The 24180-nt window shown below is 68.4% G+C and carries 18 protein-coding genes; 6 read left to right on the top strand and 12 right to left on the bottom strand.

From position 1 onward, the window contains the following. From VD972_RS10800 to VD972_RS10785, 4 genes are all read right to left on the bottom strand, one after another. Positions 1–788: HlyD family efflux transporter periplasmic adaptor subunit (locus tag VD972_RS10800; protein WP_324984892.1), on the bottom strand; the 788-nt coding region annotated here is incomplete at its 3' end. 57 nt (positions 789–845) lie between these two features. Then, complete coding sequence (locus VD972_RS10795; RefSeq protein WP_324984890.1) at positions 846–1811, bottom strand: efflux RND transporter periplasmic adaptor subunit; 966 nt, start codon at positions 1809–1811, stop codon at positions 846–848. A gap of 110 nt (positions 1812–1921) precedes the next feature. Beyond that, on the bottom strand, positions 1922–3163 hold the full coding sequence (locus tag VD972_RS10790) for a hypothetical protein (protein WP_324984887.1): 1242 nt from the start codon (positions 3161–3163) through the stop codon (positions 1922–1924). A 240-nt stretch (positions 3164–3403) separates the two neighbouring features. Beyond that, positions 3404–7579 (bottom strand): protein kinase domain-containing protein, encoded by a 4176-nt coding sequence (locus VD972_RS10785; RefSeq protein ID WP_324984882.1) that lies wholly within the window; start codon positions 7577–7579, stop codon positions 3404–3406. Between the two features lie 155 nt (positions 7580–7734). On the opposite strand from VD972_RS10785, the gene VD972_RS10780 reads away from it, so the two are divergent. Next, complete coding sequence (locus VD972_RS10780) at positions 7735–8148, top strand: MAPEG family protein (RefSeq protein WP_324984878.1); 414 nt, start codon at positions 7735–7737, stop codon at positions 8146–8148. A 4-nt stretch (positions 8149–8152) separates the two neighbouring features. On the opposite strand, the gene VD972_RS10775 is transcribed toward VD972_RS10780, so the two are convergent. Beyond that, positions 8153–9640, bottom strand: coding sequence for a hypothetical protein (locus VD972_RS10775; protein WP_324984875.1), 1488 nt, complete (start codon positions 9638–9640; stop codon positions 8153–8155). Between the two features lie 260 nt (positions 9641–9900). Between VD972_RS10775 and VD972_RS10770 the strand changes: the two genes are divergently transcribed. Continuing rightward, positions 9901–10068, top strand: a complete 168-nt coding sequence (locus tag VD972_RS10770) for a DUF2379 family protein (RefSeq protein WP_324984872.1) — start codon at positions 9901–9903, stop codon at positions 10066–10068. A 260-nt stretch (positions 10069–10328) separates the two neighbouring features. On the opposite strand, the gene VD972_RS10765 is transcribed toward VD972_RS10770, so the two are convergent. Together VD972_RS10765 and VD972_RS10760 are read right to left on the bottom strand one after the other, a co-directional pair. Further along, complete coding sequence (locus VD972_RS10765; protein ID WP_324984869.1) at positions 10329–10844, bottom strand: hypothetical protein; 516 nt, start codon at positions 10842–10844, stop codon at positions 10329–10331. Positions 10845–11231: 387 nt separating this feature from the next. Next, the gene (locus VD972_RS10760) at positions 11232–11933 is read right to left on the bottom strand and encodes a hypothetical protein (RefSeq protein ID WP_324984866.1); all 702 of its coding nucleotides are present in this window, start codon (positions 11931–11933) and stop codon (positions 11232–11234) included. 85 nt (positions 11934–12018) lie between these two features. On the opposite strand from VD972_RS10760, the gene VD972_RS10755 reads away from it, so the two are divergent. Beyond that, positions 12019–13338, top strand: coding sequence for a DUF418 domain-containing protein (locus VD972_RS10755; protein WP_324984863.1), 1320 nt, complete (start codon positions 12019–12021; stop codon positions 13336–13338). Between the two features lie 5 nt (positions 13339–13343). On the opposite strand, the gene VD972_RS10750 is transcribed toward VD972_RS10755, so the two are convergent. Then, positions 13344–13787: a protease gene (locus VD972_RS10750; protein ID WP_324984860.1), complete on the bottom strand. Its 444-nt coding sequence runs from the start codon at positions 13785–13787 to the stop codon at positions 13344–13346. A 292-nt stretch (positions 13788–14079) separates the two neighbouring features. On the opposite strand from VD972_RS10750, the gene VD972_RS10745 reads away from it, so the two are divergent. Beyond that, positions 14080–15132: a DUF6081 family protein gene (locus tag VD972_RS10745; protein WP_324984857.1), complete on the top strand. Its 1053-nt coding sequence runs from the start codon at positions 14080–14082 to the stop codon at positions 15130–15132. A gap of 252 nt (positions 15133–15384) precedes the next feature. Here VD972_RS10745 and VD972_RS10740 read toward each other — a convergent pair whose 3' ends face one another. The 3 genes from VD972_RS10740 to VD972_RS10730 are packed head-to-tail and all read right to left on the bottom strand — an operon-like array spanning position 15385 to position 18861. Beyond that, entirely contained in the window at positions 15385–16740 is a 1356-nt protein-coding gene (locus VD972_RS10740) for a Dyp-type peroxidase (RefSeq protein ID WP_324984854.1), read from the bottom strand. Continuing rightward, positions 16661–18397 carry a hypothetical protein gene (locus tag VD972_RS10735; protein ID WP_324984851.1) on the bottom strand — a complete coding sequence of 579 codons (1737 nt, stop codon included), beginning with the start codon at positions 18395–18397 and terminating at the stop codon, positions 16661–16663. Before VD972_RS10735 ends, VD972_RS10740 begins: the two co-directional genes overlap by 80 nt. Beyond that, complete coding sequence (locus VD972_RS10730) at positions 18379–18861, bottom strand: response regulator (RefSeq protein WP_324984848.1); 483 nt, start codon at positions 18859–18861, stop codon at positions 18379–18381. Before VD972_RS10730 ends, VD972_RS10735 begins: the two co-directional genes overlap by 19 nt. Positions 18862–19141: 280 nt before the next feature. Here VD972_RS10730 and VD972_RS10725 point away from each other — a divergent pair, with 280 nt between their 5' ends. Further along, a complete protein-coding gene (locus VD972_RS10725) occupies positions 19142–23209 on the top strand; it encodes a protein kinase domain-containing protein (RefSeq protein WP_324984846.1) in 4068 nt (1355 codons plus the stop codon). A 67-nt stretch (positions 23210–23276) separates the two neighbouring features. Further along, the gene (locus VD972_RS10720; protein ID WP_324984843.1) at positions 23277–23900 is read left to right on the top strand and encodes a sigma-70 family RNA polymerase sigma factor; all 624 of its coding nucleotides are present in this window, start codon (positions 23277–23279) and stop codon (positions 23898–23900) included. Between the two features lie 173 nt (positions 23901–24073). Here the strand turns inward: VD972_RS10720 and VD972_RS10715 are convergent. Further along, positions 24074–24180: DUF5953 family protein (locus tag VD972_RS10715; RefSeq protein WP_324984896.1), on the bottom strand; the 107-nt coding region annotated here is incomplete at its 5' end.

Here is a 24180-nt window from a genome sequence, read left to right as displayed (position 1 = left end):
ACCAGCACCATCGGTCCGTTGAGCTGGATCGCATCCGCGATCTCCGGGCCGAGGAAGCGGCGGGCCTCCGCGGGTCCGACGATCTGGTCTCCCACCGAGTCAATGGTGAATGTGCGGTACTCGTGTGAGAAGCCATTCAGCTCCACGCGCAGCGGGCGGCCCGGCTCCAGCGTCGGCCGGTAGCCGCCAGGCAGCAGCGCTACCAGCGTCACCGAGACGTCGTCGCCAACAATGGAGACGACGTTCTCGCCCGGCGTGACGTACTGGCCACGGCGGATCCGCAGATCACTCACCACCCCCGCCTGGGGCGCCCGCAGTGTCCGGGCCTGCCGCCGCGTCTCCGCCAGCTCGCGCTCCGCGCGCAGCGAGGTCAACGTCTGCCGGGCGCTCTCGTCCGAGGGATCTCTCAGGACGCGGATGAGCTGGAGATCGAACTCGCGCTGGATGCGCTCCAGGGAGGCCGTCTCCTCCTGGGAGAGGAAGGTGACCAGGGCCTGACCCGGCTGGACCCGCTGACTGGGATGGACCTCCACGGAGGACACGATGCCCGGCAGGTCCACCGTCAGGTTGCTCTGCCCATCCACCTTCACCAGGGCCGGCCCAGAGGCGTACTCGGGGAGCGTGCCCAGCAGGGAGTAGATCAGCGCCGTCAGCAGCAGCGCCAGCAGCGTCCAGTACGTCCACCGGGTCCACGCGGGAGAGATGCGGAGAACGTCTCCCTCCTGCCGCGTGCCCTCGTGGTGGCGCAGGGCTTCCTCTCGGAAGATCTTCGATCGAACGGCTTCCATGTCTGTGCTCCTGACCGAGCGCGTGAGAGGACACGCACCTCGGCTCGCGATGGGGCGCTAGGGCCCGCTCCGCGTCGGGGTGGGACCGCCGGACTGCCGCTGCACGACGCTCCCCTGCGCCGGGCCCGGCTGGACGTGGGCCACCATGCCGGTGGAGACCGTGTCCGGCGGTGGTTCGTTGAAGGCGGCGACGGCGAAGAGCATGCGGGCTGCCGCATCCACCTCGGGAGCGATGCTCTCCACGTGGCCTGCCAGGGTGATACCGGGTTGATCGATGGACAGTCGCAGCGGAGCGCCGGGCTCGAGCTGACGCGCCTGATCCTCGGGCACGGCGAAGCGGATCTTCCTGCCGCCGGTGCCCAGCAGGCGAAGGATGGGCTGGCCTGCGGCGATTCGGGCGCCGGGGCTGACGGGTCTCGTGGCAACGACGCCATCGAACGGCGCCACGAGGACGGCCTCGCTCACGTTCTGCTCGAGATCCACGACGCGGGCCTGCTGCTCGCGGGTTCGGGCGCGGGCTGCTTCCAGGCGCGCCAGCGCCGTGCTCTCCTCGTAGCGGATCTTGGCCAGCTCTTCCTGCGAGTAGACGCCCAGCTCGAGCGAGCGGGGGGTGAAGTACCGGCCCTTCTTCTCACGAGCCTCGGCAAGGAGGAGTCCGGTCGCTTGCTCCTCCGCACGGGAGCCTTGTAGGTTGGCTCGCGCGGCGGCCAGCTCCTGCTCCAGCGGGCGGACATCAAGCTGCGCCAGCACGGCTCCCTGCTGGACGCGGTCGCCCACGTCGACCACCAGGCGCTCCAGGCGGCCCTCGAACTTCGAGCTCAGGTCGACAGAGTCCTGAGGGATGACGACGCCCAGGAATGAAGAGGGAGCACCCGTGCGAGGGGCGCCAGTGTCCGTCGCCGGGACGGGCAATGGCACCTCCCCGCTCGGGGCTCGTGCTGCCGTGGCCGGCGAGGCTGCCGCCAGCCGGCCTCCGCAGATGAAGGCCAACGCCACCACCCGTATCCATCCCCATCGCTCCATCCGGTGCCCTCCCTGGAAGGTCCAAGAGGGCAGAGGCGGCTCATGAGAGTTGTGACGGGTCCGCCTGACATGACGACGGCTGCAGCCGCAGCTCTCAGCGCAGGCAGCGCCTACGGCTGGTCCGAGAGGATGATCGAGAAGGGATGACGGTCCTCATTCCTCAGATCCGGATCGTATGGGCCCGTCGGCATGGCGGTCACGATCAGCGTCCGGCTCTGATCGGCCGCGAGCCTCAGCTGCTTGGGACCCGAGGAGAGATCCAGGGGCTCGCCATCAGAGTCGGCCGTCAGGCCTGGCACGGCCTGGACAACGAAGCGGACGCCGGGCTTGAGCTGGGCCTGCAGCGTCACGTAGAGCGCCTGAGGGGTGCCTGTGCCCGCCTTGAGCTCGATGTAGCTCGTCCCCAGCATCATCGGCGCGTTCTCGCTGATGCTGATCGTGCCGGGCTTCGCCTCCGCCTGGGCCGCCAGCGCAAGCTTCGCCGCCTTGAGGTTGTCCAGCCCGTTCTTGAAGTGACGGAAGTGGCGGTCGTCGACGTGGTCGCCAGTGTACCAGCGCCAGCGCGCGAACTCCGGGACGGTGTCCACGTAGCTCGAACTCTTCTCCTTCAGGATCGAGTCGAGCGCATCGGCGAAGTCAGGCTCGTTGAGCGTCTGATCGTTCTCCGCGCCGGGCGGGTTTCGGGAGCCCAGCCACATGCGCGAGAGGAACTGCGGCTCTCCTCCGAAGAAACGATCCTTCAGGTAGAGCAGGTACAGGGAGGAGCCGTACATGTACCAGGTCTCGTACTTGTCATCGCGATCGAGCGCCCAGTCGGGGTGGGCCTGGAAGTCGTCGAAGTAGGTCTTGATGTAGCGGTCCGCGTACACCTGATCCGTGAAGACGGCCGACATCTCGAAGGTGTGAGGGGCCTCGTACCAGTCGTCCGCGGCCTGCGAGGCGTGCGCCATCTCGTGGACGACGGTCTCCTCGAGCTCGGGGCCGCCATAGGGGCCCCACGCATCCACCACCATGTAGCCGCGCCGGTCATCCCACGCGGTGGAGGTGTCGCCGGAGAGGACGTTGACCAGGCAGCTGCGGTGGCCCTTCCACACGAACACGTCGAACGCGGCATCGGGTCCGCACTCGCCGTTGTCCGTGATCGCCGGACGCATGCCGAGCCGGTTGACGTGATAGTCCCAGCCCTTCTCGACGTACTCGAGGACCTGACGGGCCGTCTCCAGCTCGACCTGCTTGTAGTAGTGGACGAGCACCGGGAGCTTCTCGGAGCGGAGGGAGTAGGGGAACTGCTGGTTGAAGTCGGCCCGTCCGCAGATGGGCGTTCCTTCCTCCAGCGGGTGTTTGTAGTCCAAGGGGTCGCCCTGGGGAGTGTTCGAGGCGCAACCGGCGGCGGCAAGGCTCAGCCCCAGACAGATCAACCAGGAACGAAGCCTGGAGGGGCGAGGACTCAGGGTGGGGCACGATGAATGGAGCTTCGGAGGTGCGGAACTGCGGAGTGAGGACATGTACGGATTCCTTATGACCTGAGGGTCGAGCGGGACCGTAGCAAGGGCGGGACCAGACCTCTCCTTGCGTCCGACACAACGGCCGTATCAGAGTGAGGGAGGCTCCCAGGCCCCGCCCAGCGATGCGTCAGAGAGCCGTGCGAGCAGCGCGCGGGCCTCGGCGAGATCCACACAGTGCCCGCCGGGCTCACACCGCGCATACATCACGGCCAGGCGCTGCCGGGCTTCTTCGGGGCGCCCGAGCTCCCAGAGCAGCCGGCCGAGACTCACCGTCGCGCGCAGCTCGAACAGCCAGGCGTGCTGCTGGCGGGCGATGGCGATGGCAGTGGCGAAGGACTCTCCTGCCTCTCGCTCTCGATCCAGCGTCCGCAGCAGCTCTCCGCGCACGCGGTGCAGCTCGGCATCGGAGGAGTGCTCGCCGGTGGTGGTCGCCCACTCCAAGCCGTCCCGCACCGCACCCAGCCCTGCCTCGAGCTGTCCCAGCTTGCGGTGCATCTCCGCGCGCAGCCCGTAGAAGAAGGGGAAGGTGGTGCGCACGCCCGTGCTCCGCACCTGCTCGATGCCGTGGCACATCGTCTGCAACCCTTCCTGGACACGCCCCTGCTCGGCGATGGCCCAGGCTCGGAGGAGCACCGACCACACCAGCCAGAGCTGGAGCCGATGCTCCCGCGAGAGCGCCAGGCCCGCGTTGGCCCACTCCAGGACACGCTCGTGCTCCCGAAGGAGCTGCGAGCTCACGCCGGCATAGGTCAGCACGAAGGCGGAGGTGTGCGGGTGAGCGAGCTCCTGCGCCAGCTTCACGGCCTCCTGGGTGCACTGAAGGGACTGCCGCGGTCGGGCGGAGAGCGCGTGGAGAACGGCGGCAAAGGCCAGCGACGCCGCCCGTGGGTTGATCCAGTGCTTCACGGCAAGCGCGCGGTGCTGCTCGAGAGAGAAGTCCGAGGAGCGCAGCGCCTGCTCCACGTGCTCCAGGGCCGTGGGGTTGTCGCCCTGCGTGAGGGCGCTGAGCGTGAGGGCCCGGTGTCCCTGGACGAGCAGCTTCCGGTTGTGCTGGCGCTGGCCTTGATCCACGAGCAGCGTCCCCAGCTCCTGGAGCCGATCGAAGCGTGCCCGTGCGTAGTGGTAATGGAAGAGGCTCCAGTACGAGAGATCCACCTGAGCCAGCGCGTCGCCCACCTCGTGGAACAGGACGCATGCCCGCTCGTACGTCTGCTCCACCTCGGCGGAGCCATAGCCCTGGAGCTGGAGGAGCGGGATGCCGAGGGCGATCCGGAGCCTCAGCTCCTCACGGGTCCGCCCGGCGGACTCGGGGAGGCGGCTCAGCAGCCTCAGCGCCTGGGTGAAGTGGCTGACGGCCTCAGCGCTGGCCGAGCGGCGGCTGGCGCGCTCCCCAGCGCGGGCCCACCCGCTGACGGCGGCCTCCACGTCTCCGGCCTCGGTGTAGTGGTGGGCGAGCCGCTCGGGCTGGGTCTCGGCCACGTCAGGAAACTGCTCTGCCAGCACCTGGACGATGCGCTGGTGATGCTGCCGCCGCGTGCCACGCGGCAGGGACTGAGCGGCCGCCTCCTGGAGCAGCGCGTGCCGGAACTGGTACCGGGGTGGCTCCTCGCCCAGCTGCTGCAGCAGGCCCGAGTCGAGCAGCCCCGCTAAATCCTGCGTCAGCGCGGCCTCGCTGCGGCCAGCGGTGGCCGCCAGCAGGGCATGATCGAAGCTGCGGCCCACGACGGCGCAGAGCTGGGCAAGCGACTTCTGCCGATAGGGCAGCGTGTCCAGCCGGGCCTGCAGCAGCTCGTTCAAGGTGATGGGAACGGCGGGCGAGCCTCCTGGCGCCGAACGCTGGCGCGTAGAGCGCCTGTCCAGCACGACGCGGGTCATCTCCTCGGCGAAGAGGGGGTTGCCGTCAGTGCTGGCCACCAGGTGATGGAGCACCTCAGGAGGCAAGGTCCTGCCGTGCGCGGCCTCCCTCACCAGGCTCGCCGAGAGCTCGGCGGGCAGCCGCTCGAGCATGATCTGCCGGAGCTCGGGCGCCGAGGGCCCGGGGAGCTGGAAGTCCTGGCGGGCGCTGAGCACGAGGCACAGCCGGTACCTCTGCGCACGCCTCATCAGGAAGGCCACCAGCTCCAGCGTGGAGGGGTCGGCCCAGTGCAGATCCTCGATGATGGTGAGAATGGGGCGCTGCGCGGCCAGCCGCCCGAGCAGCGTCTCCAGGGCCTCGAAGGTGCGCTCCTTCTGGAGCTGGGGCTGCAGCCGGAGGTGAGGAGACTCCTCCATCACGGGCAGCGAGAGGAACGAGGCGATGAGGCGCACGGGCTCCGCGGGCATGCCCAGCGCATCGAGCTGCGCTTCCAGCACGCACAGCCGCTGCGGAGGCTCGGCCTCCGGCGTCAAGTGGAAGCAGTGCTGCAGCGCCTCGACGATGGGGTGGAAGGCGCTGGTGTAGGACTGCGCCCAGCACTGGGCTTGCAGCGCATGGTGCGGCTCAGAGGCCACGCGTTGGCACAGCTCGCGGATGAGGCGCGACTTTCCGATCCCGGCCTCTCCTCGAAGGAGAACGGCGGTGCCGTGGCCGCTTCGGGCCTCCTCCCAGCAGGCGAGGAGCTGTTGCAGCTCCGGGCCACGTCCGATCAACGGCGTCAGGCCGCTGGCGCGGGGCCGATCAAAGCGGAGCCGCGTTCTGCGCTCGCTCAGGATCCGGTGGAGCTCCACCTCCCGTGTGCCGAAGACCCCCTCGTAGGTGGCTGGAGCGTGAGCCGCGGTCTCGAAGGCGCCGCGCACGAGCGTCCAGGTCGCGTCGCTGAGGAGCACGGTGCCGGGCTCGGCCTGCCGCACGAGCCAGGCAGCAAACCGGGGCGCCTCGCCCTGGATGGAGGGTGTCCACCCGTGCGCCTGCGTTGGCACCTCATCGAGGGTCACCAGATCCGTGTGGATCCCCACCCTCACGGCCAGCGCTCCTGGAGACAGCAGCGACAGCTCCCGCCCGAGCATGTCCGCGAGGTGCATCCCCGCACGTATGGCCTGCTCCGAGCCTTCCTCCTGGGCCAGCGGATACCCGAAGCAGGCGAGCACTTGATCTCCGATGCACGAGGCGAGGGTGCCGCCGTGCTGCCTGAGGATCTCCGAGCAGCGCCGCTGGAAGGTCGCCTCCAGCTCACCGCTCGCCTCCGCGTCGAGGGGAGGGGAGAGGTGGGCCAGTCCGTCCAGCTGGCAGCACACCAGCGTCACCTGCCGGCGCTGCGGCCCGAGGGCGGGGGGTTCCTCGCGCCAGGGCCCGAGCGCCTCCTGGAGCTGGGTCAGCGCCTCCCGAAGCTCGATGGCGGAGGGGTAGCGCTGCGCGGGATCCTTCGCCAGCGCCCTGGCCAGCACGGGCTCCACCTCCGAAGGCAGGTCCGGGCGGCGCTGGCGGGCCGGGGGGACAGGCTCCTCGGAGGTCACCCGCGCACGCAGCTCCGCGAGGCTCAGACCGGAGTAGGGCAGCTGCCCGGTGATCAGCTCGTACAGCATGATGCCGGCGGCCCAGACATCCGTGCGCTCGTCCTGGGCCTCACCTCGCCACTGCTCTGGCGCCATGTACGGAGGCGTCCCGGCGGTTGGCAGGTGGGGCGCGGCGGAGGCCTTGCTCACCGTGAAGTGCGCCAGCCCGAAGTCGATCAGCTTGAGCTGGCCCTTGCGGGTGACGAAGACGTTGCTCGGCTTGAGATCCCGGTGGGCGATGTGGTGCTCGTGGGCGTGCGCCAGGCCCGCGGCGAGGGTGCTCACGAGCTCCAGGGCTCGCCGGAACCCGGGCCACTCCCGCCGCAGGAGCGAGTCCAAGGACTCGCCCTCCAGACACTCCATGACGAGGAAGGGCACCCACGGCTCCCAGGGCTGGCCCCTCCACTCGGACACGTCGAAGATCCGGACGATGTTCTCGTGGTCCAGCTGGGCAATGGCACGGGCCTCCTCGCGCAGCAAAGCGCGCAGCCGCGGCTCGCCCATCAGCGTGCGGGGCTGCAGGAACTTGAGCGCGACGATGCGCTGGAGCTCCTCGTCCCAGGCCCGGAACACCCGCCCCATGGCCCCGCCGCCCAGCTCTTCCCCGATCTCGAACCGGGCGCCGGTCCTACCGCCTAGCCGCTCCCCTGGTCGGGGAGTCCAGAGCAGCAGATCGACCTGGGCCACCTGCCGCAGGAACGAGTCCTCCTGATCCGGGACAAGGGAGTCTGCCCGGTCGGCGCTCTCGCCAGCGGCTGGCTGGCGCTCGGGTGGGTCTGGGTTCTCCGGCATCCACTCCAATCTGCGCTTTGCGCTTCAGGACGGACAGCCGGGACGTGAGGCCCCCTCGGTGTCGGCTGGAGGGCGATCCGATCGCTCCCCCGCATGCCAGGCCGCCCTGCTCTAGGATGGCCCCGGCTGCACTTTCAGCCGTCCGGAGGGACGTGATGAGCATTTCCTTGTTGAGCTTGCTGGGGTTCACGGCGTGGACCCTGCTGCTGGTGCTGGGCGTGGTGCTGTACCGCTCGACGATGGTGCTGGGGGGGCGGAGCCGGGCCAATGCCTGGAGCCGCACCCAGCCCTCTCCGGATCCGGAGATCCTCCAGAGGATGTCGCATGCCCATGCGAACTGCCTGGAGAACCTCCCCCTGTTCGCCGCCGTCATCCTCACGGCGGCGGTGACAGGGAAGCTGGCCCTCACCGATCCCCTGGCTGGCGTGTACCTGGCGCTGCGGATCTGCCAGAGCGCCGTGCATCTGACGGGCACCTCGCACTGGCAGGTCTTCATCCGCTTCTCGTTCTTCCTCCCGCAGCTCCTGATCCTGGGCTGGATGGTGGTCCGCCTGGCGGGGGTGATCTGACGCGCTACTTCTTCGCGCGCAGCCGGGGCTTCGTGAGGTCGTCGAACTTCGACGGCCAGTGGGTCAGGTCCGTGTCGGTGTCCTGGGCCACGGGGTTGTGGCAGCCGAAGCAGCCGGCCTTGTTCGCGTTCGAGAGGCCCGAGCCGTTCGGGTTGTAGGCGGTCGCCCCGATCTGCAGGTAGGTCTCCAGGGTGGTGTTGGCGAGGTTCGGGAAGCCCACCGCCACCTTCATGGGCGCGTTCGGCTTCGGCTGCTGGAACGTCTCGATCCAGAAGTCCTGGTCAGGCGGCTGCGTGTGCTTGGTCCAGAGGGTGCCGATGTGCTCGTAGTTCTTCCACACGCCGGTGAGCTGTGGCCGCACGGTCGCGTTCAGGCACGAGACGTTGCCGGGGCTGTTCGCCTGCGGATCTTGAGTCGTCGAGCTGGTCACGGCGCAGTTGGCGCTGCTGGCTCCCCCCGAGGGGAGGGCGTCGGTCCGGCAGATGTTGACCTGCTGGAAGCCGGTGCCCTTGTGGGGATCGAGGTTGCACTGGGGGCTGGCCGTCGTCACGCCGCACGTCTTCGTCTGCATCACTCCGGCTGGGGCCGTCTTCGGATTGAAGAACGACCAGGGCGTTCCCAGCGGTGACTGGGTGTCGATGGGCGTGCTGTTCCCCGGCTGGCAGTCCGGCGTGTTCGCGACGTGCTCGAACGAGGCCCAGACCCACTCGCCGTGCGTCGGCGTCTTCTGGGCGATGTGCAGGCCCACCAGCCCCAGGTTGCTGCCCGCGCAGTACATCTGGTCCGCGGGGCAGTCGTTGCCGGGGAACTGGCGCCACGCCGACTTGAGCTCGACGGAGCCCATGGCCGTCCCGTCTCCCCACGGCATCCAGACCTGCTCCGGGTTGGCGCAGTCGGTGAAAGGCTGGCTGGGCGTCTTCGGTTTGCAGAAGGCGTAGTAGCCCGCCTGCGTGTAGAAGTTCTTGCTGACGATCGCGTCGTAGAAGGGCGGGTTGAAGCGGATGTCGTAGAGGACGATCTGCCCCGCGACGTCGACGAGCGCGTCCTGCCCCGCGCCGGCCTGCTTCTGATCCAGCCGGCCCACCTCGAGCGTCGTGCTGCCGCCCGGGAATGCACCCGGTGCGGGCGAGCCATTCGCAAGCAGCATGTTGTACCAGGGCGCGTAGGACAGGAAGCGGGGCTTGGTCGGGGTGACCGAGTCATTCGGGTCCTGCACGGTCTGCGTCAGGTAGAGGAACTGGTTCCAGGCGAAGGTGTGGAAGTCGCAGAATGACTGCGTGGGCAGCGGGACTTCGCCCAGCGGCTGCGGGTTGGAGATGTTGATCTGCGTGCCGTTGCTGAAGGTGCCGTTGCAGAGCGTCTGCGGGTTGGTGGCGGCCTGGGACACCGGCGCCGGAGCGCCTGGCATCGGGCCAGGGGTCGTCGTGGCCGAGTCCGTGGTGCAGTAGAACGCTCCCGCTCCGGCGACCACCGCCACGAGAGAGGATTTCACGAGTCGACCAACACGAGAGGGCGGGGGGAGCTGCTTCAAGAGACCTCCAAGGGGAAGGGAACGCGGGGGGGCAGTTGCAATGCAGGTGCCAGGGCATGCCGCCGCAGGGTTGCCTCGGGAGTTTCTGGCAGGACCCGTCCGCGTGAAAGAAGGCGCGTCACGAATGGACGCGGCTGCGTCCGCTCGGGGGCCGGCGAGCCAGGCATGACGCAAGAAGCCGAGGCCACACGCCGCCCCCCGCTCACGCGAGCAAGCTGAAAATGCAAGGCGCCCTGGTCCGGATGATGTGCCTGCGGGACACTGGCAACCTCGAAGGAGCACGCCAGCAGATACGGGATGTGCTTGCGGTGGAAGTCATCCCGAAGTTCCGCCGTGAAGCTGAGGAACTCCGAGCGGGCCTGGACAAACCGCCCCCGGCACCCAAGTGAACTGGTGGACGCCCACGGGGGCCAGCACCTGCATTCCCCTGCGCCACCGCTCGCGCTGGAAGAGCAGGGCGAAGGCAGTCCGCAGACTCGTACGACCGGACGTGCGACCGCTGCCAGATCGGCAACGACAGCGGCATGGTCCACTACCAGTGGGACAAGAACGGGACCCTCGATAGCTCTTGGTACTCGAGCTACACCGTGAAGGGCGAGGCTGTGGACCGCACCGAGACGATCGGCGTGCTCGACTGAGCGGCTTCGACTTAGAAGACGCCGATGACCTCGTTGTGGTCAAGGGTCTCACCATCGACGGTGTACCCCTCGTACCAGGAGGTGTCCTTGGTGCCGTTCTTGTCCCGCTGGAGGTGCGTATGAGCGCCCACGACGTTGCCGGTGGCACCTTCGTCGCCCACCTGGCAGCGGTCGCAGGTGCGGTCATATGAGTCAGCCGTCTTGATGAAGTGCCACACGCGGAACGTCCACCCGTCCGCGAAGACGTGCTTGGCCTCGTTGTGGTTGCCGCTGCCGTTGCCGTAACAGATCTCGCCGCTGCTACGGACGGTCAGGTTCCAGGACAACGAGCCAAAGATCGGCGCCTCGACGCCCCAGTACGAGCAAGTGCCGCTCGAGACGTCCACCGCACCGTGGGGCAATCCGCTCCAGGTGGCTGTGTCGGCCTTGCCGGGATGCGGAGGGTAGACGGTGAACGCGATGGCGGTGGTCGGGATGATCGCCAGGCCAGCCAACGCCGCCAGGGTCTTCTTCAGCGTGTTGCGCATTTTCGTTACCTTTCGGACCGGCTCACCGGCTCCAGCGTCCCCTCTGTAGAGTACCCGGTCCGGCCGGCATTCCAGGAAAATTAAGATAATATTTATTTCCAGCTAAACGATAAAAAGCGGACTATCCGGGTCCGCTGTCGCTCCGCATCTTCAAACTACCGCTCGCGCTGCCGCCGCTGGTCGTCCAGCAGGTCTGGCACCGCCGCCGGAATGAGGACCCCGGCGGCCGGCTGCTTCGCGAGCTGGTGCGCTCCGCCGTCCGGAGGCTGCGGCGAGGCGACGCGTAGCGGGGGGGCCTCGGCGGCAAGCAGGCGGTGGTGTGGTTTCAGCTGGCCAATTCGGGCAGACCGCTGACGACGCGACGGCGAAGCTCGGCCAGATCACGGTTCACAACTTGGTGATCAGGGTCTTGGCCTCGGCCGCGAGGTTGGCCGTCGTCACCGCCGGCCCATGTCCGGGAACGATGAGGGCGGGGGGATCCTCCGCGAGCAGCGCATTCATCCGCTCTTTGAGCGCGCGCCTGTCGTTGACGAAGAGCCACACTCCGAGCTTGAACAGGCGAAACCCGGGGGCCGAATCGGTCCACGAGAAGAGCCAGCTGAAAGGCGGCCCCGGGGTGCGCTGGATGTTGGTCAACAGGTCGCCGGTGTACCAGAGCGAGCCCTGCCGGGTGCCCACGCTGACCAGCAATTCTCCGTTCTTGACGCCAGGCAGGACGTGGAGCTTGACGGTCGGTGGCAACGGGAGCTCGTCGAGCGAGCGGAAGGGGATGCTCGCGGCTTTCTTCCCGAGCTTCGCCAGCGCCTGCGGTGCTGCGTAGCTCTCCGCTCTTGGGAAACGCGCTCGCCAGGGTCCTTGACCGAGGTGGTGATAGGTATTGTTCGCGATCAGCGCACGCACCTCTCCGAATTCGGAGAGGACGTCGTAGTCGGCTCCCTCGAGACCCTTCCCAGGACTCACCACCACCAACCCGTCCGTGCCCCGAAAGACCAGCGTTGTCGCATAGGCGCCCTTGGCGAACGAGTACTCGCGCCAAAGAACGGCGCGCTCCGCATCGATGACGTTCCAGCCGAGCAGATCCATGGGCATGATCCGTTTCTTATCTGAGTCCTGCCCGCGAGGGTGACACGGAGGGTGAGTGGACGCGAGGAGAATGCGGGCGTCTGCTGGAGGCATGTCCGAACCCACTCCTCCCGCGTCGGCTCCCGAGGTTCAGGCCCGCCCGGTGGAGGGCTCCGAGCGGATGGTCCTGCTGGACGTGCTGCGCGGCTTCGCGCTGTGCGGCGTCTTCATCTCCAACAGCTTCACCTGGTTCAGCGGCCGCAACCTTCTGCCGCGCGAGCAGGCCCAGGCGATGGCGGCACCTCCGCTCGAAGCCGCCGTCAGTGCCCTCTACCACTTCTTCGTGAACCAGAAGTTCGTCACCCTCTTCTCCTTCCTCTTTGGACTGGGCTTCACCATCCAGCTCGCGCGAGCCGAGGCCCGGGGAAGTCCCATCGTCCCGCTGTACTCGCGGCGGCTGCTGGTGCTGCTGGGCATCGGCTTGGCGCACCTCTTCGGGCTGTGGGCCGGCGACGTGCTGTCCACCTACGCAGTGGTGGGCTTCGTGTTGCTGCTCTTTCATCAGCGCTCGGACCGGACGGTGCTGGCCTGGGTGCTGGTGCTGCTGGTGGCGGTGCCGCTGCTGGTCCCCCTCATCCAGCGCTGGGGTCCCATCCTGCTGCACGGTGCGCAGGCCGCAGCCGAGGCAGCGAAGGCCCGTGAGGAGCATGTCGCCCAGATGCGGGCACGCTTCCTCGCGGGCCTCTCCAGCGACTCCTTCTGGACGACCCAGACGGAGAACGCGCGCTACTTCCTCACGGCCATGCTCCTGCAGGTCAACCGCCTGCTCTGGATGATGGGCATCCTGGGCCGTTTCCTGCTGGGCCTGCTCGCGGGGCGGCACCTGCTGATGCAGGAGGTGGAGCGCAACCGCCCCTGGCACCGCCGGCTGCTCGTCTGGGGGCTGGTGCTGGGCGTGCTGGGCAATGGCACCGGAGTTGTCGTGCAGCGCCTGCGCCTCGCGGGGCTGGTGGACCCGGCGAAGGACGCCTGGATGGTGGCCATGCCTGCTCTCCAGGAGCTGGGCTATCTGGGGCTGGCCGCGGTGTACGTGGCTGCCTTCGCCCTGCTCTTCCAGCGCGAGCGGTGGCGCAGGGGGATGCAGGTGCTGGCCCCGGTGGGGCGCATGGCGCTCACCAACTACCTGCTGGAGTCCGTGGTGAGCCTCTGCCTCTACGACGGGTGGGGGCTGGGCCTCGTGGGCCGGCTACCGCCGTCGCGCTGCGTGGCGCTCACGCTGGCCGTCTTCGCGCTCCAGGTGGCCTTCAGCCACTGGTGGCTGTCGCGCTTGCGCTTCGGCCCGGCCGAGTGGCTGTGGCGCTCGCTCACCTACGGCCGAGGGCAGCCCATGCGTCTGGCGCCCAGGAGTGCCACGGATTCGGCGGTGAGCTGACGAGCTCAGGGGCTGACGATCGTCGTCTCAACGGCCGCGCACTCCACCTCCAGGGGCTGGGGCTTTCCAGGGGGATGGGGCACCTCCGCCCGCTTCGTGGTCACGTCCTTGAGCGGTCCCCGGAACTCGATGCGGTACTTGCCGGGCTGCTTGAAGTCGTAGGCCTGGGACAGCTCCACCTGGGCCTCTGCCGATGAGCCAGGCGCGAGGGTGACGTAGGCGGACGCAGCAGGCGGACCCCGTTTCATCATCTCCCCCGTGTAGGGCAGCTCGGTGCCGTCACGTGTCACGTGGAAGATGTCGTTGAGCAAGCCTTCGAGCGGCGTGTGCCAGCTCAACACGAACAGAGGCTGTGGCGTGAGGTTGCTGAGCCGGAACACCAGCTCCACAGGCGCTCCCGCCTGGAGGCGTTGCGGCACGCTCATCGTGCAGATCAGGGACTCAGCCATGGCTGTCCCATCATCTCTCACCGCCCACGTGTCGGCACGATTGAGACCTCAGGCTCCTCATCCAGCTGCGCAAGCTGCTGGGACCGGACCTCTGGCGGAAGCTGAAGGCGGCCCTCTACGACGAGCTGCGCCATGGCGGCATGATGATCAGACCCATTCACCCACCGCCCAGGTGCTGCGCGACCCACTCCCGCTGAATCAAACTGCATCATTGATTTGCTGGTATAACTAGTTTATTCTCATTTTTCTGCATTTCGATGAATGCGGTCTCAACCCGAAAAGGCGGTCCAACATGATGAAGCGGTGGCAGGTTGCACTCGGAGCTTTGGTGCTGGGCTCGCTCATACCGGGCACGGCTCTTGCGCAGTCGGGCTCGCACTACACGGTATGGGACTACTTCAACAACGGCTTCTCGACAGGGGCCGCTGACTCCAAGTGGTGGTACTTCGCGGCCGGCCCGTTCGTCGGCAACGACGGCATCGCGACCACCTCGTCCTCGGGGCTGCGGGTCGTCTCCAAGGGGAGGAACGCCTACAGTGGCCAGCCGGCCTACACCCTCTCGCTGGCCCAGGAGCAGCTCAACGGCGGCCTCCCCGGCAACTTTGACCACGTCAAGTGGCTGGCCTACATGAACCACGTGGCCTCCACCGGCCAGTCTGGCTTCGACGCTGTGCCCGGCTATGAGCTGGCCTGCGAGACCTGGATCTCCGGCCAGACGTACGGCACGCGCTTCCACCCCTTCGGCTCGGCGGTGACGGATCGTGAAGACGACCTGCGCCTGGCGTCGTTCGCGCACAACACGATCGACCTCGAGTCGTACATGGTGTTTGACTTCTTCTTCACCAACAAGCGCGTGTATGCCTTCTACGAGCGCCTGCCCGTGGGCCGCACCGCGGAGAACAACTACGCCGCGTTCTCGTATGCCATTCCGGTGGCCGCTCGCAGCACAGGCTCCTGGCACAACACGAAGATCGCCTATAACCGATCAACGGGCGTGGTGCGCTGGATCCTCGATGGCAAGGAGGTCTTCCGGGTCAACAGGATCGGCCGCCGTATCGACCGCAAGTGGCTGAGCATCGACCATGGCGGCGTGGAGGAGGACGTGTCGCCGCGCCAGCTCAACTGCGGCATGGGCCACTTCACCCTGCTGGATGGCTACCTGCCCTCGAAGGTCGGCCTGGTGCGCCTGTCCAGCAACCCCAACTTCTACTTCCTGCCTCCGGTGGGCGCGCCGGCGCCGATGTCCTTCGTCGATCAGCAGAGCAATCCGGGCAGCCGCCTCTTCGGCCAGGGCGCGGAGATGCGCCTGCTGCGCTACGTCGTGTCGAGCACCCGGGTGTATTAGCCCGGGCGCGTGCGGCGCCAGCGCGCCGCGCTGACCCCTCCTCACCGCTCCGGCGCGGCCATCCAGGTGCCGCGCCGGAGTCCCTGGCAGCCTCGGGACGGCTTGGAGGTGCGCGGCAGGCGCCCGCACCTGCTCCTCCACCCCGAGAAGGAGTTGGAGCAGTTCCGGCAGGAGGCGCAGAGGTACCTTACGTGAACGACGCCCTGTCGAGGTAGGGACTACCTGGCAAGAGCCTTGTGTGATCGGCTTTGGCTAGAGCCTGGCGAGGAACTCCAGCGCCTTCAGGCCCGGAAGGAAGAAGTAGCCCCCGCCCTTCATGGTGACGAAGCGCTCAATCCCTTCCACGCACCGGCGCAGCGGCTGCCGGGGCAGGGTCATCGTGCCGGCCCCATGCGTCACGAGCAGATCCCGCTCGTCATAGCGGCCGCCGAACTTGCTGTTGTTCAGCCATGTCTGCTGGAGGAACTCGAACTGCCGGGCGATGTTGGCGTTGATGCCGATAAAGATCATCCCTCGGTCCGCGCCGTCGGCGTAAGTCATTCCTCGGCGCAGGATCCGGTGCCGGCGGCTCACCTGCCGGGACAGCTCTGCGTTGGGTGGCAGCCCGTCGCGCGGGTTGGCGCGACGGATGTGCGAGGCCACCGGGCAGCCATAGCCCTCAGAGTCCTTCGCGGCGAACCCGAAGGTGTTGTCGACTCCATGCCCCCTGGCTGAGGCGTGTTGGGGCGGGGCGTCTTCTCCCGGACGCAGCGGCGTGCCGTCGGGCCACCGCCCCATCATCTTGGCCGCCAGCCACTGCTTCTTGAAGGCATCGGTCTCGCCGACGGCCACCTCCTTGTGCGCCTCGAGGAAGTGCTGGAAGGCCTCCACGTCCTGCCGGAGCTTGCGCAGCACCAGGTAGCTGCCGTTGCGCCCCAGCTCCTTCCAGCCCGCCTCCCGCCCCGCGGGGAGAACGCCCGTGACGTCCAGGGCCGCCGGCACCCAAGGTGGGTCCGGGATCTCCGCGTACTCGTTCTCATAGCCCAGCAGGAACTCTCCGGCCTTGGTGGGCCCCAAGGCATCCGGAGCAGGGTGCTTCGCGTCTGTGAACCCCTCGATCAGCGGCTGCGAGATCCCATCGCGGAAGCCGAAGTGCTCCACGACGTGGCCTTCGGAGTTCCGGATGCGAGCGGCGCGCTGGACGCCGAGCTCCCTCAGGCCTCCCTCCTCGAGCCGCGCCCGCTGCGCATCGAGCAGCGAGGACACCTCTGCCTCGGTGGTCCCGTACAGCATCAGCAGCAAGTGGAGCGCGTCCTGTGCCGCCGGGCCCGACGTGCCTCCGAACTCCCAGGCCTCGGGCGCGCTCTCACCCGTGTCACCCAGGATGTCCACGCGAGCGGACATTCCCTCTCGGAACTCTGCAGGGAAGGTCTCCAGCGCCTCGGCAGGCAGCCCCAGCGCCTTCAACCCGCTCCACGTCACCGCGAGGTTCACGCCCGTCGTCCAGTGCGAGAGATCCTCCGACGTCTTGTCGGCCGCAGTCGTGATCTCAGGGAGTGTCTCTCGCAGCCAGCTCCTGGCCCGGGCGGGATCCTCGATCCTCAGCAGCAGAAAGCTGGCCGCGTCCATGATCTTGTACCCATGGATCACGAGCCCCTGTATGTCGGCCTGAGGGTGCCGGAGATCGCGTGGCGGACGCTTCCGCAGGAAGGGCGGCAGCAGCCGCTGGGCTCGTTGGAGCATCGGTTCGCGTGATCGCTCGGGTCGCAACATAATCCCTCCTCCAGTGCAGTTGGCGGCGGCCCTGCTCACGCGGAGCGCGTCGCTTCAGGATGTAGCTCAGCCACTCCCGAGCCCTCATCAGGTGAGGCTCGGAATCAAAGACGCCTCGGGACAGGTATGAGCGCAGCGCTCCCTCCGCCTCCGGTGTTGAGGCCTCGTCGCGCGCGAGCAGCGCTCGCAGCCGGAGCACGCGGTGGAGATCCGGGATGGAGGGCTCCACCCGGCCAGCCCTGTCATGCAGGTGGGCGCTGTACCAGACGCGCGTGGGGACCTGTTTCTGGTGGATCCACGCCTTGAAGGGCTCCACGAAGGGCCGAGCGCCAGTGCGCTGGGGAAAGTCCTGCGTGCCGCTCCAGATGCGCACCAGGAACTCCCTCACCTCGGAGTCGTCCACGAACGAGTCGATGTACGACTCCCAGCTCCCGTCGTAGTTGCTGAAGAACAGCAGCCGGTGCGTCCTGGGCCGGAGGAGAGAGCCCCTCCCACGCCGACGGGACTTCAGGAGCACCCAGCGTGCGCAGTGGATGGAGCGGATGTGGTTGAGCCCTACCACGTAGCGCCACAGCCGCACGTTGACGCTGCGCAGCGTCAGCCACAGCGCGAACCGGGCGCCTATCCCCGGCTCGAGCGTGGCGACGTGGATCATTGGATTCTGGACCGTGCCTTGAGGCTCGCGCGCGAAGGGACGCGCCGTCAGTCCACGCCGGGCCTGTGCGCGCGGGGCGCTGGAAGCTCGGCGCCGGAAGAGGCCTCGCAGCTTCTTCTCGAGAGCCGCCACGGCGCTCGAGGCTCCCACCAGCGGGAGCGCCACGAGGTACCGGAGCGGGGGATAGAGCAGGGTCGCGCGGGCCGCGCCGAGCCGCCCCAGTCCCCAGCGCCGCCGCCACTCCGGATCCGAGCACCCGGGCTGGAGCGCTCGGACGTGCTCCCGCAGCTCCCGGTGCACCCGCTCCGTCCAGGGAGCTGCGTGCAGGGCCCGCCCTTCCAGCCCGTGGCGGTGGGTGTTCAGGTGGTGCTCGACGGCCTCGCTCAGGGACAGGAGCTGGCGCATGCCCTCAGCCGTCTCCACCCGGTAGGCAAAATCGACGTGGCGCGCCGTGTAGTGCACCGAGTGCGTCCGGAGGAACTCGCGCACCCGTGTTGGCTTGCGCAGCCCCTTGGCGGGGTAGCCCTCGCAGCTTCGGTAGATCGCATCGAAGGCCCGAGGGCCCGGCTCCTGCCGGTGCTCGGAGAGCCCGCGCACGAGCCGCTCGAGGAACTCATTCAGGCGCTTCCGGTACCGGCCATCCTCGGCGCTGAAGTCCGCTCCGAACACCAGCAGCCGCTCGCCCTCCGATCCCGGCGCGAGGACGCCCCAGCGCGCGAAGTAGAGCCCCTCCACCCGCTCGAAAGGATGCGCCTCCCCCTGACGGATGCGCCCGTTGACCTCCTTCAAGAGGGCCTCGAGCGCCTCCACCTTCGAGGGGCGGATCTTCGTCACGACGGTCAGTGTGCCGTGGAGCATGCAGCCTCACTTTCCTGATCGAACCTGAACGCCCGGCGCTCCGAGTGCGCGGGCCGGTGGTGCGTGGGTGGGGCGCGAGACCCCTCAGGCGCGTGAGATGAGAGCCTGCGCTGCGGCTGCGTGCTGGCGAGCAGCTTGCTGACGAGCGCCTCGAACTCCTCCAGCGCACAGCTCTTGGGCACGAACTGGACACCGGGAGCGTGCGGGTTGCCCGCCGAGCTGTGAAGGATGATGGGAATGTCGCGCAGCTGCTCGTCCTCGTGCAGCTCGTGGCACAGCTCCAGGCCAGTCATGCGCGGCATGTTCCAGTCTGTCACGACGAGATCCGGGCTCGCCTCCCGAGCGATGGACAGCGCCTCGCGCCCGTCGCGGGCACCCAGGACGCGGTGGTCCATCTGCTCGAGCACCTCGGTGAAGAGGTCGAGCATTTCCTTTTCATCATCAACGAGGAGGATCGTGCTCATGGTGTCGTCTGCCTTTCCTTCAAAGTCTCTCTGTACGGATCGAGTCCTCCTTGCGCCGCTGTGATGGAGTACGGATCACCCAGGTGGCAGGATGCGTGCGCACCCCGAGTGCGGCTCGCTCGTCCACGAGGGAGGCGCTCAGGAGGCCTGGCTGGCGCTTGCTCGAGCGCCCGCAGGATCGGCCTCATGGGGCCCGGCGTGTTGCTCGCCCTCATCACGATTCCTAACGTGTGTCGAGGCGCTGCGCCAAGGGGGCAAGACACGTCCCGAAGGGCAGAAGATGCGTCCAGGCGACGAGCATCCAGACGAGCGAGCGCGCGGCCCCGAGCCCGCGTGGGACGAGGCCGACGACGCGGACCTCGATGACTCCCTGTTGTGCCAGGTCGCCCAGGTCTCCGTTCCCCTGCGAGTCCCCGCGCGTGGGGAGCACCTGGGGGGCTCAGATGGCCAGCGCTTCGAGGTCCTCGCGCGGCTCGGCGGTGGCGCCATGGGCCAGGTGTTCCGGGCCCGGGACAAGGAGCTCCAGCGCGAGGTGGCCCTCAAGTTCCTGCTCCCTCGAGAGGGGATCGGCGAGGTGCCCATGAGCACCCTGCTGAGGCAGGAGGCGAGGGCCGTCGCGCAGCTCGATCACGAGAACATCGTCCGCATCTTCGACGTGGCGGAGTGGAGCGGGGCAGCGTGGGAGCCGAAGGTCCCCTTCCTGGTCATGGAGTGTCTGGAGGGGGAGGGGCTGTCGTCACTCCTTCAGCGCGAGCCCCCCTCGGTGCAGCGGGCCCTGGAGATCATGAGCGCGGTGGCCGCTGGGCTCGCCCACGCCCATGAGCACCACATCATCCACCGGGATCTCAAGCCGGGAAACGTCTTCATCACCCGGAAGGGACAGGTGAAGCTGCTCGACTTCGGGCTGGCCTGGCTCACCGCCGCAGTCTTTCCCGCAGCGCCGAACCTCCCCGCGGCCGGGACGCCCAGCTACATGGCCCCGGAGCAGTGGCGAGGCGAGGCTCAGGATGCGCGCACGGACATCTGGGCCGCGGGCGTGCTGCTGTTCGAGCTGATCACCGGGGAGCCTCCCTATGTGCCGACGAGCCTGGCGGAGCTGCGCGAGCGGGTGCTCGCCGACGCGCCGATGCCCTCCCTCCGCGAGCGGCGTCCCGGGCTGCCCGAGGAGCTGGAGAGGCTCGTGGCCTCGCTGCTGGCCAAGGCCCCAGAGGCGCGGCTCTCCAGCGCCGTCGAGCTCCGGGAGCACCTGCGCCGCCTCGAGGAGAGCCTCACGCCCTGGCGGGACGAGCCTCGGAGCCTGGCGCCCCAGCGCCGGCAGGTGACGTTGGTGGCGTGCTGGCTGGCCGATCTGGCAGGCCTTGCCGAGCACCTGGATGCGGAGGACTTTGGCGAGCTGGAGGGCGCCTTCCACCAGTCCTGCTCGGAGATCATCCAGCAGCACGAGGGCTCCATCACCACGTGCATGGGAGACGAGGCGCTCGCCTGCTTCGGCTATCCCCAGGCGCGGGAGGAAGACGCGGAGAAGGCCGCCCGCGCGGGGCTCTACCTGGCCACGCACCTGGGCACGGCCATCCAGCAGAAGCTGCCCTACTTGCCGCGCCGCAAGCTCACCGTGAAGGTGGGCCTCCACACGGACACCGTGGTGATGGATAACCTCCCAGTCGAGCTGCGCGGGCGGACTCCTGCCCTCCAGGGAGAGGCCTCGAAGATCGCGCAATGGCTGGCGCGCGAGGCCGCGCCCGATACGGTGTGCCTCAGCCCGACGACCTGGAAGCTCGTACGGGGCGCCTTCCGGACGGAGCCTCGTGGCCACCGCTTCTTTCAGGGGCTGTCGGGAGTGGCAAAGCTGGAGCTCTACCAATTGCTGCGGGAGGAGCGGGCCTCGAGCCGCTTCGAGCGCATCCATGCCCTGGGGCCGCTCACGCCGCTGGTGGGCCGGGCGCCGGAGCTGCACCAGCTTCTCGAGCGGTGGGAGCAGGCGCGGGAGGGCCAGGGCGCGTTCGTCCTCCTTCGAGGCGAGGCGGGCATTGGCAAGTCGCGGCTCATCCAGGAGCTGCGCGAGCAGATTGCCCCGGACGCCGCCATCCGCCTTCGTTGTCAGTGCTGGGTCCAGTTCAGCAGCAGCGCCTTTGCCCCCATCATCGAGCTGCTCCAGCACCTGCTGCGACTCGATCCCGAGGGCAGTCCGCAGGTGAACCTGCGCAAGCTCGAGGGGCGCATGCGGGCGGCGGGCCTGCCCTCGGAGCACATGTACCTGCTGGCCAGCCTGCTCTCGCTGCCAGTGACGGAGACGTCTCCCCACCTTCGGCTCACCCCGGAGCGGATGAAGGAGAAGACGCTCGAGGCGCTCGCGACGCTGCTGCTGCGGATGACCGAGGATCGCCCCGTCTTCGCCGTCGTCGAGGATCTGCACTGGGCTGATCCTTCGACACTGGAGCTGCTCGGCTTCCTGCTGCCCCGGATCGGGAAGTCGCGGCTCTGCGTCTTCCTCACCGCACGCCCGGATTTCCAACCTGGCTGGCCCGCAGCGGAGCGGATCCACCTGCTCACGCTCGAGCGCTTGCCGCCACTGCTCACCGCGGAGCTGGTGCGGCAGGCCGCCAGCGGGCGGGCGCTGCCGGAGGAGATCGTCGAGCAGCTGGTGGCCAAGACCGATGGCGTCCCCCTCTTCGTCGAGGAGATGACGCGCATGGTGGTGGAGAAGGGCTCCACGGGGGGCACGGCCGGGAGGGAGCCGTCCTCCATTCCGCTCACCTTGGGAGGGTTGCTGCTGGCCCGCCTGGACATGCTGCCTCGGCGGCAGAAGGCGATGGCCCAGCTCTGCGCCGTGGTCGGCCGGGGCTTCAGCCACGCGCTGCTCGCCACGCTCTCGGGGCGGAACGAGCAGGCGCTGGCGCAGGAGCTCTCCGGGCTCTTGAAGGCGGGCTTGCTGCAGCCGGTGGATGACGCCGCCGGGCCTCGGTACCAGTTCCGCCACGCGCTCATCCAAGACGCGGCCTACCAGTCCCTGCTGCGGCGCACCCGCCGCGAGTACCACCGGCGCATCGCCCAGGTGCTGACGGCCCAGTTCCCCGAGCTGGTCGACACCCAACCGGAGCTGGTCGCCCACCACTACACGGAGGCGGGCGAGCTGGAGCCGGCGATCCGCAGTTGGGCCAAGGCAGGACTGCGCGCCAGCATGCGCTCCGCCAATGTGGAGGCCATCAGCCACCTGAACCAGGCGCTCCGGTTGCTGCGCAGCCTCCCGGAGTCCCCGCGCCGCGCCGAGCAGGAGCTGGAGCTGCAGGTGGCCCTAGGGCTCCCGCTGATGCAGACGCGCAGCGTCCGCTCCCGCGAGGTGGAGCAGGCCTATGGCCGGGCCTTCGAGCTGTTCCACCAGGTGGGCGATGGGCTGACGCACCTGCGCGCCTCGACCTGGGGCTCCTTTGCCTACTCCTTCATGCGAGCCAGGTTCCACATGGCCCAGGAGCTGGCCGAGCTGCTCGTGAGCGTGGGCGAGCGCCAGCAGAGCATGGAGATGCTCTCCCTGGGGCACCGGATGATGGCCACCAACTTCTTCACCTGGGGTCAGATGTCTACTGCTCAGGGGCACCTGGAGCGCTCGCTGGCGTGCTCGGACTTCGGGATTGAGCAGCACCGGGAGCTTGCGGTGAAGCAGTGGGTCAATCCTCGGGTGGCCACGCTGGCCTATGGCTCCGTCGTCCACTCCGCCATCGGCAACGAGGAGCAGGCGCGGGCCTGGGGCTGCGAGGCCCTGGAGCTTGCCGAGAAGATCGGTCACCACCACACGCTGGCCCTGGCGCTGAACTACACCGCGCTGGCGTGCCAGATCCGCGGGGAGCTCGCGTGTGCCCGAGAGCGCTCGGAGCGGTGCATCGCGCTCTCCTCGGAGCATGGGTTCCGCCTGTGGCTCGGCTGGTCCGTCTTCATCAAGAGCTGGGTGCTGGCCGAGCAGGGCGCGCCTCGCGACGCGCTGGCGCTGCTGCGCGCCAACCTGGTGAGGTGGCGCAACGCGGGAGTCCGCGCCGGCATGCCGCTCTTCCTCGGCATGCTCGCGGAGTACTACCTGAAGCTGGGCCAGCACACACAGGGGCTGGCGGCGGTGAACCACGCGCTGGGGTGGGCGGATACGCTGGGAGAGCGCTCCTACGAGGTGGAGCTGCACCGGATCGAGGGTGAGCTGCTCCAAGCGAGCGGCCAGGACTCAGCGGCGACGGCGGCCTTCGTGCATGGACTCGACCTGGCCCGCCAGCAGGGCTCCCACGGATTTGGCAGACGGGTGGAGGCGGCCCTGGAGCGCCAGCTCCGAGGCCTGGGGAGCGATCGGCCTCTCCTCCGCCTGTCCTAGGCATCACAGCGGTGGACCGGCGACTCCAGCCTCTGGGGAGTGAGCCACAGACAGACAGGGGACGACGATGGCGAACGATCGCGAGAGGCTGGAGCAGGACATCCGGGAGCTGTGTCAGCGCGGTGATACCGCGGGGGCCGTGGAGCGCGCGCTGCAGGGCTACGGGATGGAGATCATGCGCCTGATGGCCTCTGTGCTCCACAGCCCGGAGCTCGCCAAGGATGCGTTCGGCATCTTCTGCGAGAGCCTCCTGAAGGGGTTGCCCGCCTTCCGCTGGGAGAGCTCCTTCCGGACGTGGGCCTATCGCCTGGCACGCAACGCCTGCTACCAGCTGGCGCACTCGCCCGCGGCCCGGGAGACGCCCGTCAGCTCCTCGGGGATCCCCGATGCGGCACTGCGGCAGCGATCGGATACGCGCCCGTGGCAGCGGACCTCGGTGAAGGAGCGCTTCCGGGCGCTGCGCGAGAGCCTCGATCCCGAGGATCGGATGCTGCTGCTGTTGCGGGTGGACCAGAAGCTGGCCTGGACCGAGGTGGCGCGCGTGATGTGGGACTCGGACGAGCCAGCGACGAACGCAACGCTCACGCGGAAGGCCACGGCGCTGCGCCAGCAGTTCCAGCGCATCAAGACCCACCTGCGGCAGATGGCCATCGAGCAAGGGTTGCTCGAGCAGGACCAGTCTCCAGTGTGAGTCTGGGCACTAACTCTTGCTCAGCGGTTCCAGGTGCAGCGGTGGAGGATAGTAAAAACACAGGAGGTCCCAGACGTACTTCTCGATCGGCACCGGGGTCAGGTGGAGAGCGCGCGTCTGACTGCGCCAGCTCGGCCCGGTGGAGCGCGCCAGGAGACGCGCAGCAGCCCCCCTCAGCGCGGAGTGACGCGCCCGCCGATCTCCGGGAAGCGCTCATACGCGCGCAGGAGCGCTTCAAGGTGCGCGGGGTTGTCGAGGTCCAGCGGCGTATCCGTGAGCT

Origin of the sequence: Hyalangium sp. (genome assembly GCF_035629615.1) — a bacterium.
GTDB lineage: Bacteria > Myxococcota > Myxococcia > Myxococcales > Myxococcaceae > Hyalangium.
This window is presented reverse-complemented; position numbering and strand designations above follow the sequence as displayed.

Bases quoted from the DNA above. Each gene is read 5' to 3' on its own strand.
- VD972_RS10795 (WP_324984890.1), bottom strand. From the start codon at position 1,811: ATGGAGCGATGGGGATGGATACGGGTGGTGGCGTTGGCCTTCATCTGC.
- VD972_RS10785 (WP_324984882.1), bottom strand. From the start codon at position 7,579: ATGCCGGAGAACCCAGACCCACCCGAGCGCCAGCCAGCCGCTGGCGAG.
- VD972_RS10780 (WP_324984878.1), top strand. From the start codon at position 7,735: ATGAGCATTTCCTTGTTGAGCTTGCTGGGGTTCACGGCGTGGACCCTG.
- VD972_RS10770 (WP_324984872.1), top strand. From the start codon at position 9,901: ATGCAAGGCGCCCTGGTCCGGATGATGTGCCTGCGGGACACTGGCAAC.
- VD972_RS10765 (WP_324984869.1), bottom strand. From the start codon at position 10,844: ATGCGCAACACGCTGAAGAAGACCCTGGCGGCGTTGGCTGGCCTGGCG.
- VD972_RS10760 (WP_324984866.1), bottom strand. From the start codon at position 11,933: ATGCCCATGGATCTGCTCGGCTGGAACGTCATCGATGCGGAGCGCGCC.
- VD972_RS10755 (WP_324984863.1), top strand. From the start codon at position 12,019: ATGTCCGAACCCACTCCTCCCGCGTCGGCTCCCGAGGTTCAGGCCCGC.
- VD972_RS10750 (WP_324984860.1), bottom strand. From the start codon at position 13,787: ATGGCTGAGTCCCTGATCTGCACGATGAGCGTGCCGCAACGCCTCCAG.
- VD972_RS10745 (WP_324984857.1), top strand. From the start codon at position 14,080: ATGATGAAGCGGTGGCAGGTTGCACTCGGAGCTTTGGTGCTGGGCTCG.
- VD972_RS10740 (WP_324984854.1), bottom strand. From the start codon at position 16,740: ATGGACGCGGCCAGCTTTCTGCTGCTGAGGATCGAGGATCCCGCCCGG.
- VD972_RS10735 (WP_324984851.1), bottom strand. From the start codon at position 18,397: ATGCTCCACGGCACACTGACCGTCGTGACGAAGATCCGCCCCTCGAAG.
- VD972_RS10730 (WP_324984848.1), bottom strand. From the start codon at position 18,861: ATGAGCACGATCCTCCTCGTTGATGATGAAAAGGAAATGCTCGACCTC.
- VD972_RS10725 (WP_324984846.1), top strand. From the start codon at position 19,142: ATGCGTCCAGGCGACGAGCATCCAGACGAGCGAGCGCGCGGCCCCGAG.
- VD972_RS10720 (WP_324984843.1), top strand. From the start codon at position 23,277: ATGGCGAACGATCGCGAGAGGCTGGAGCAGGACATCCGGGAGCTGTGT.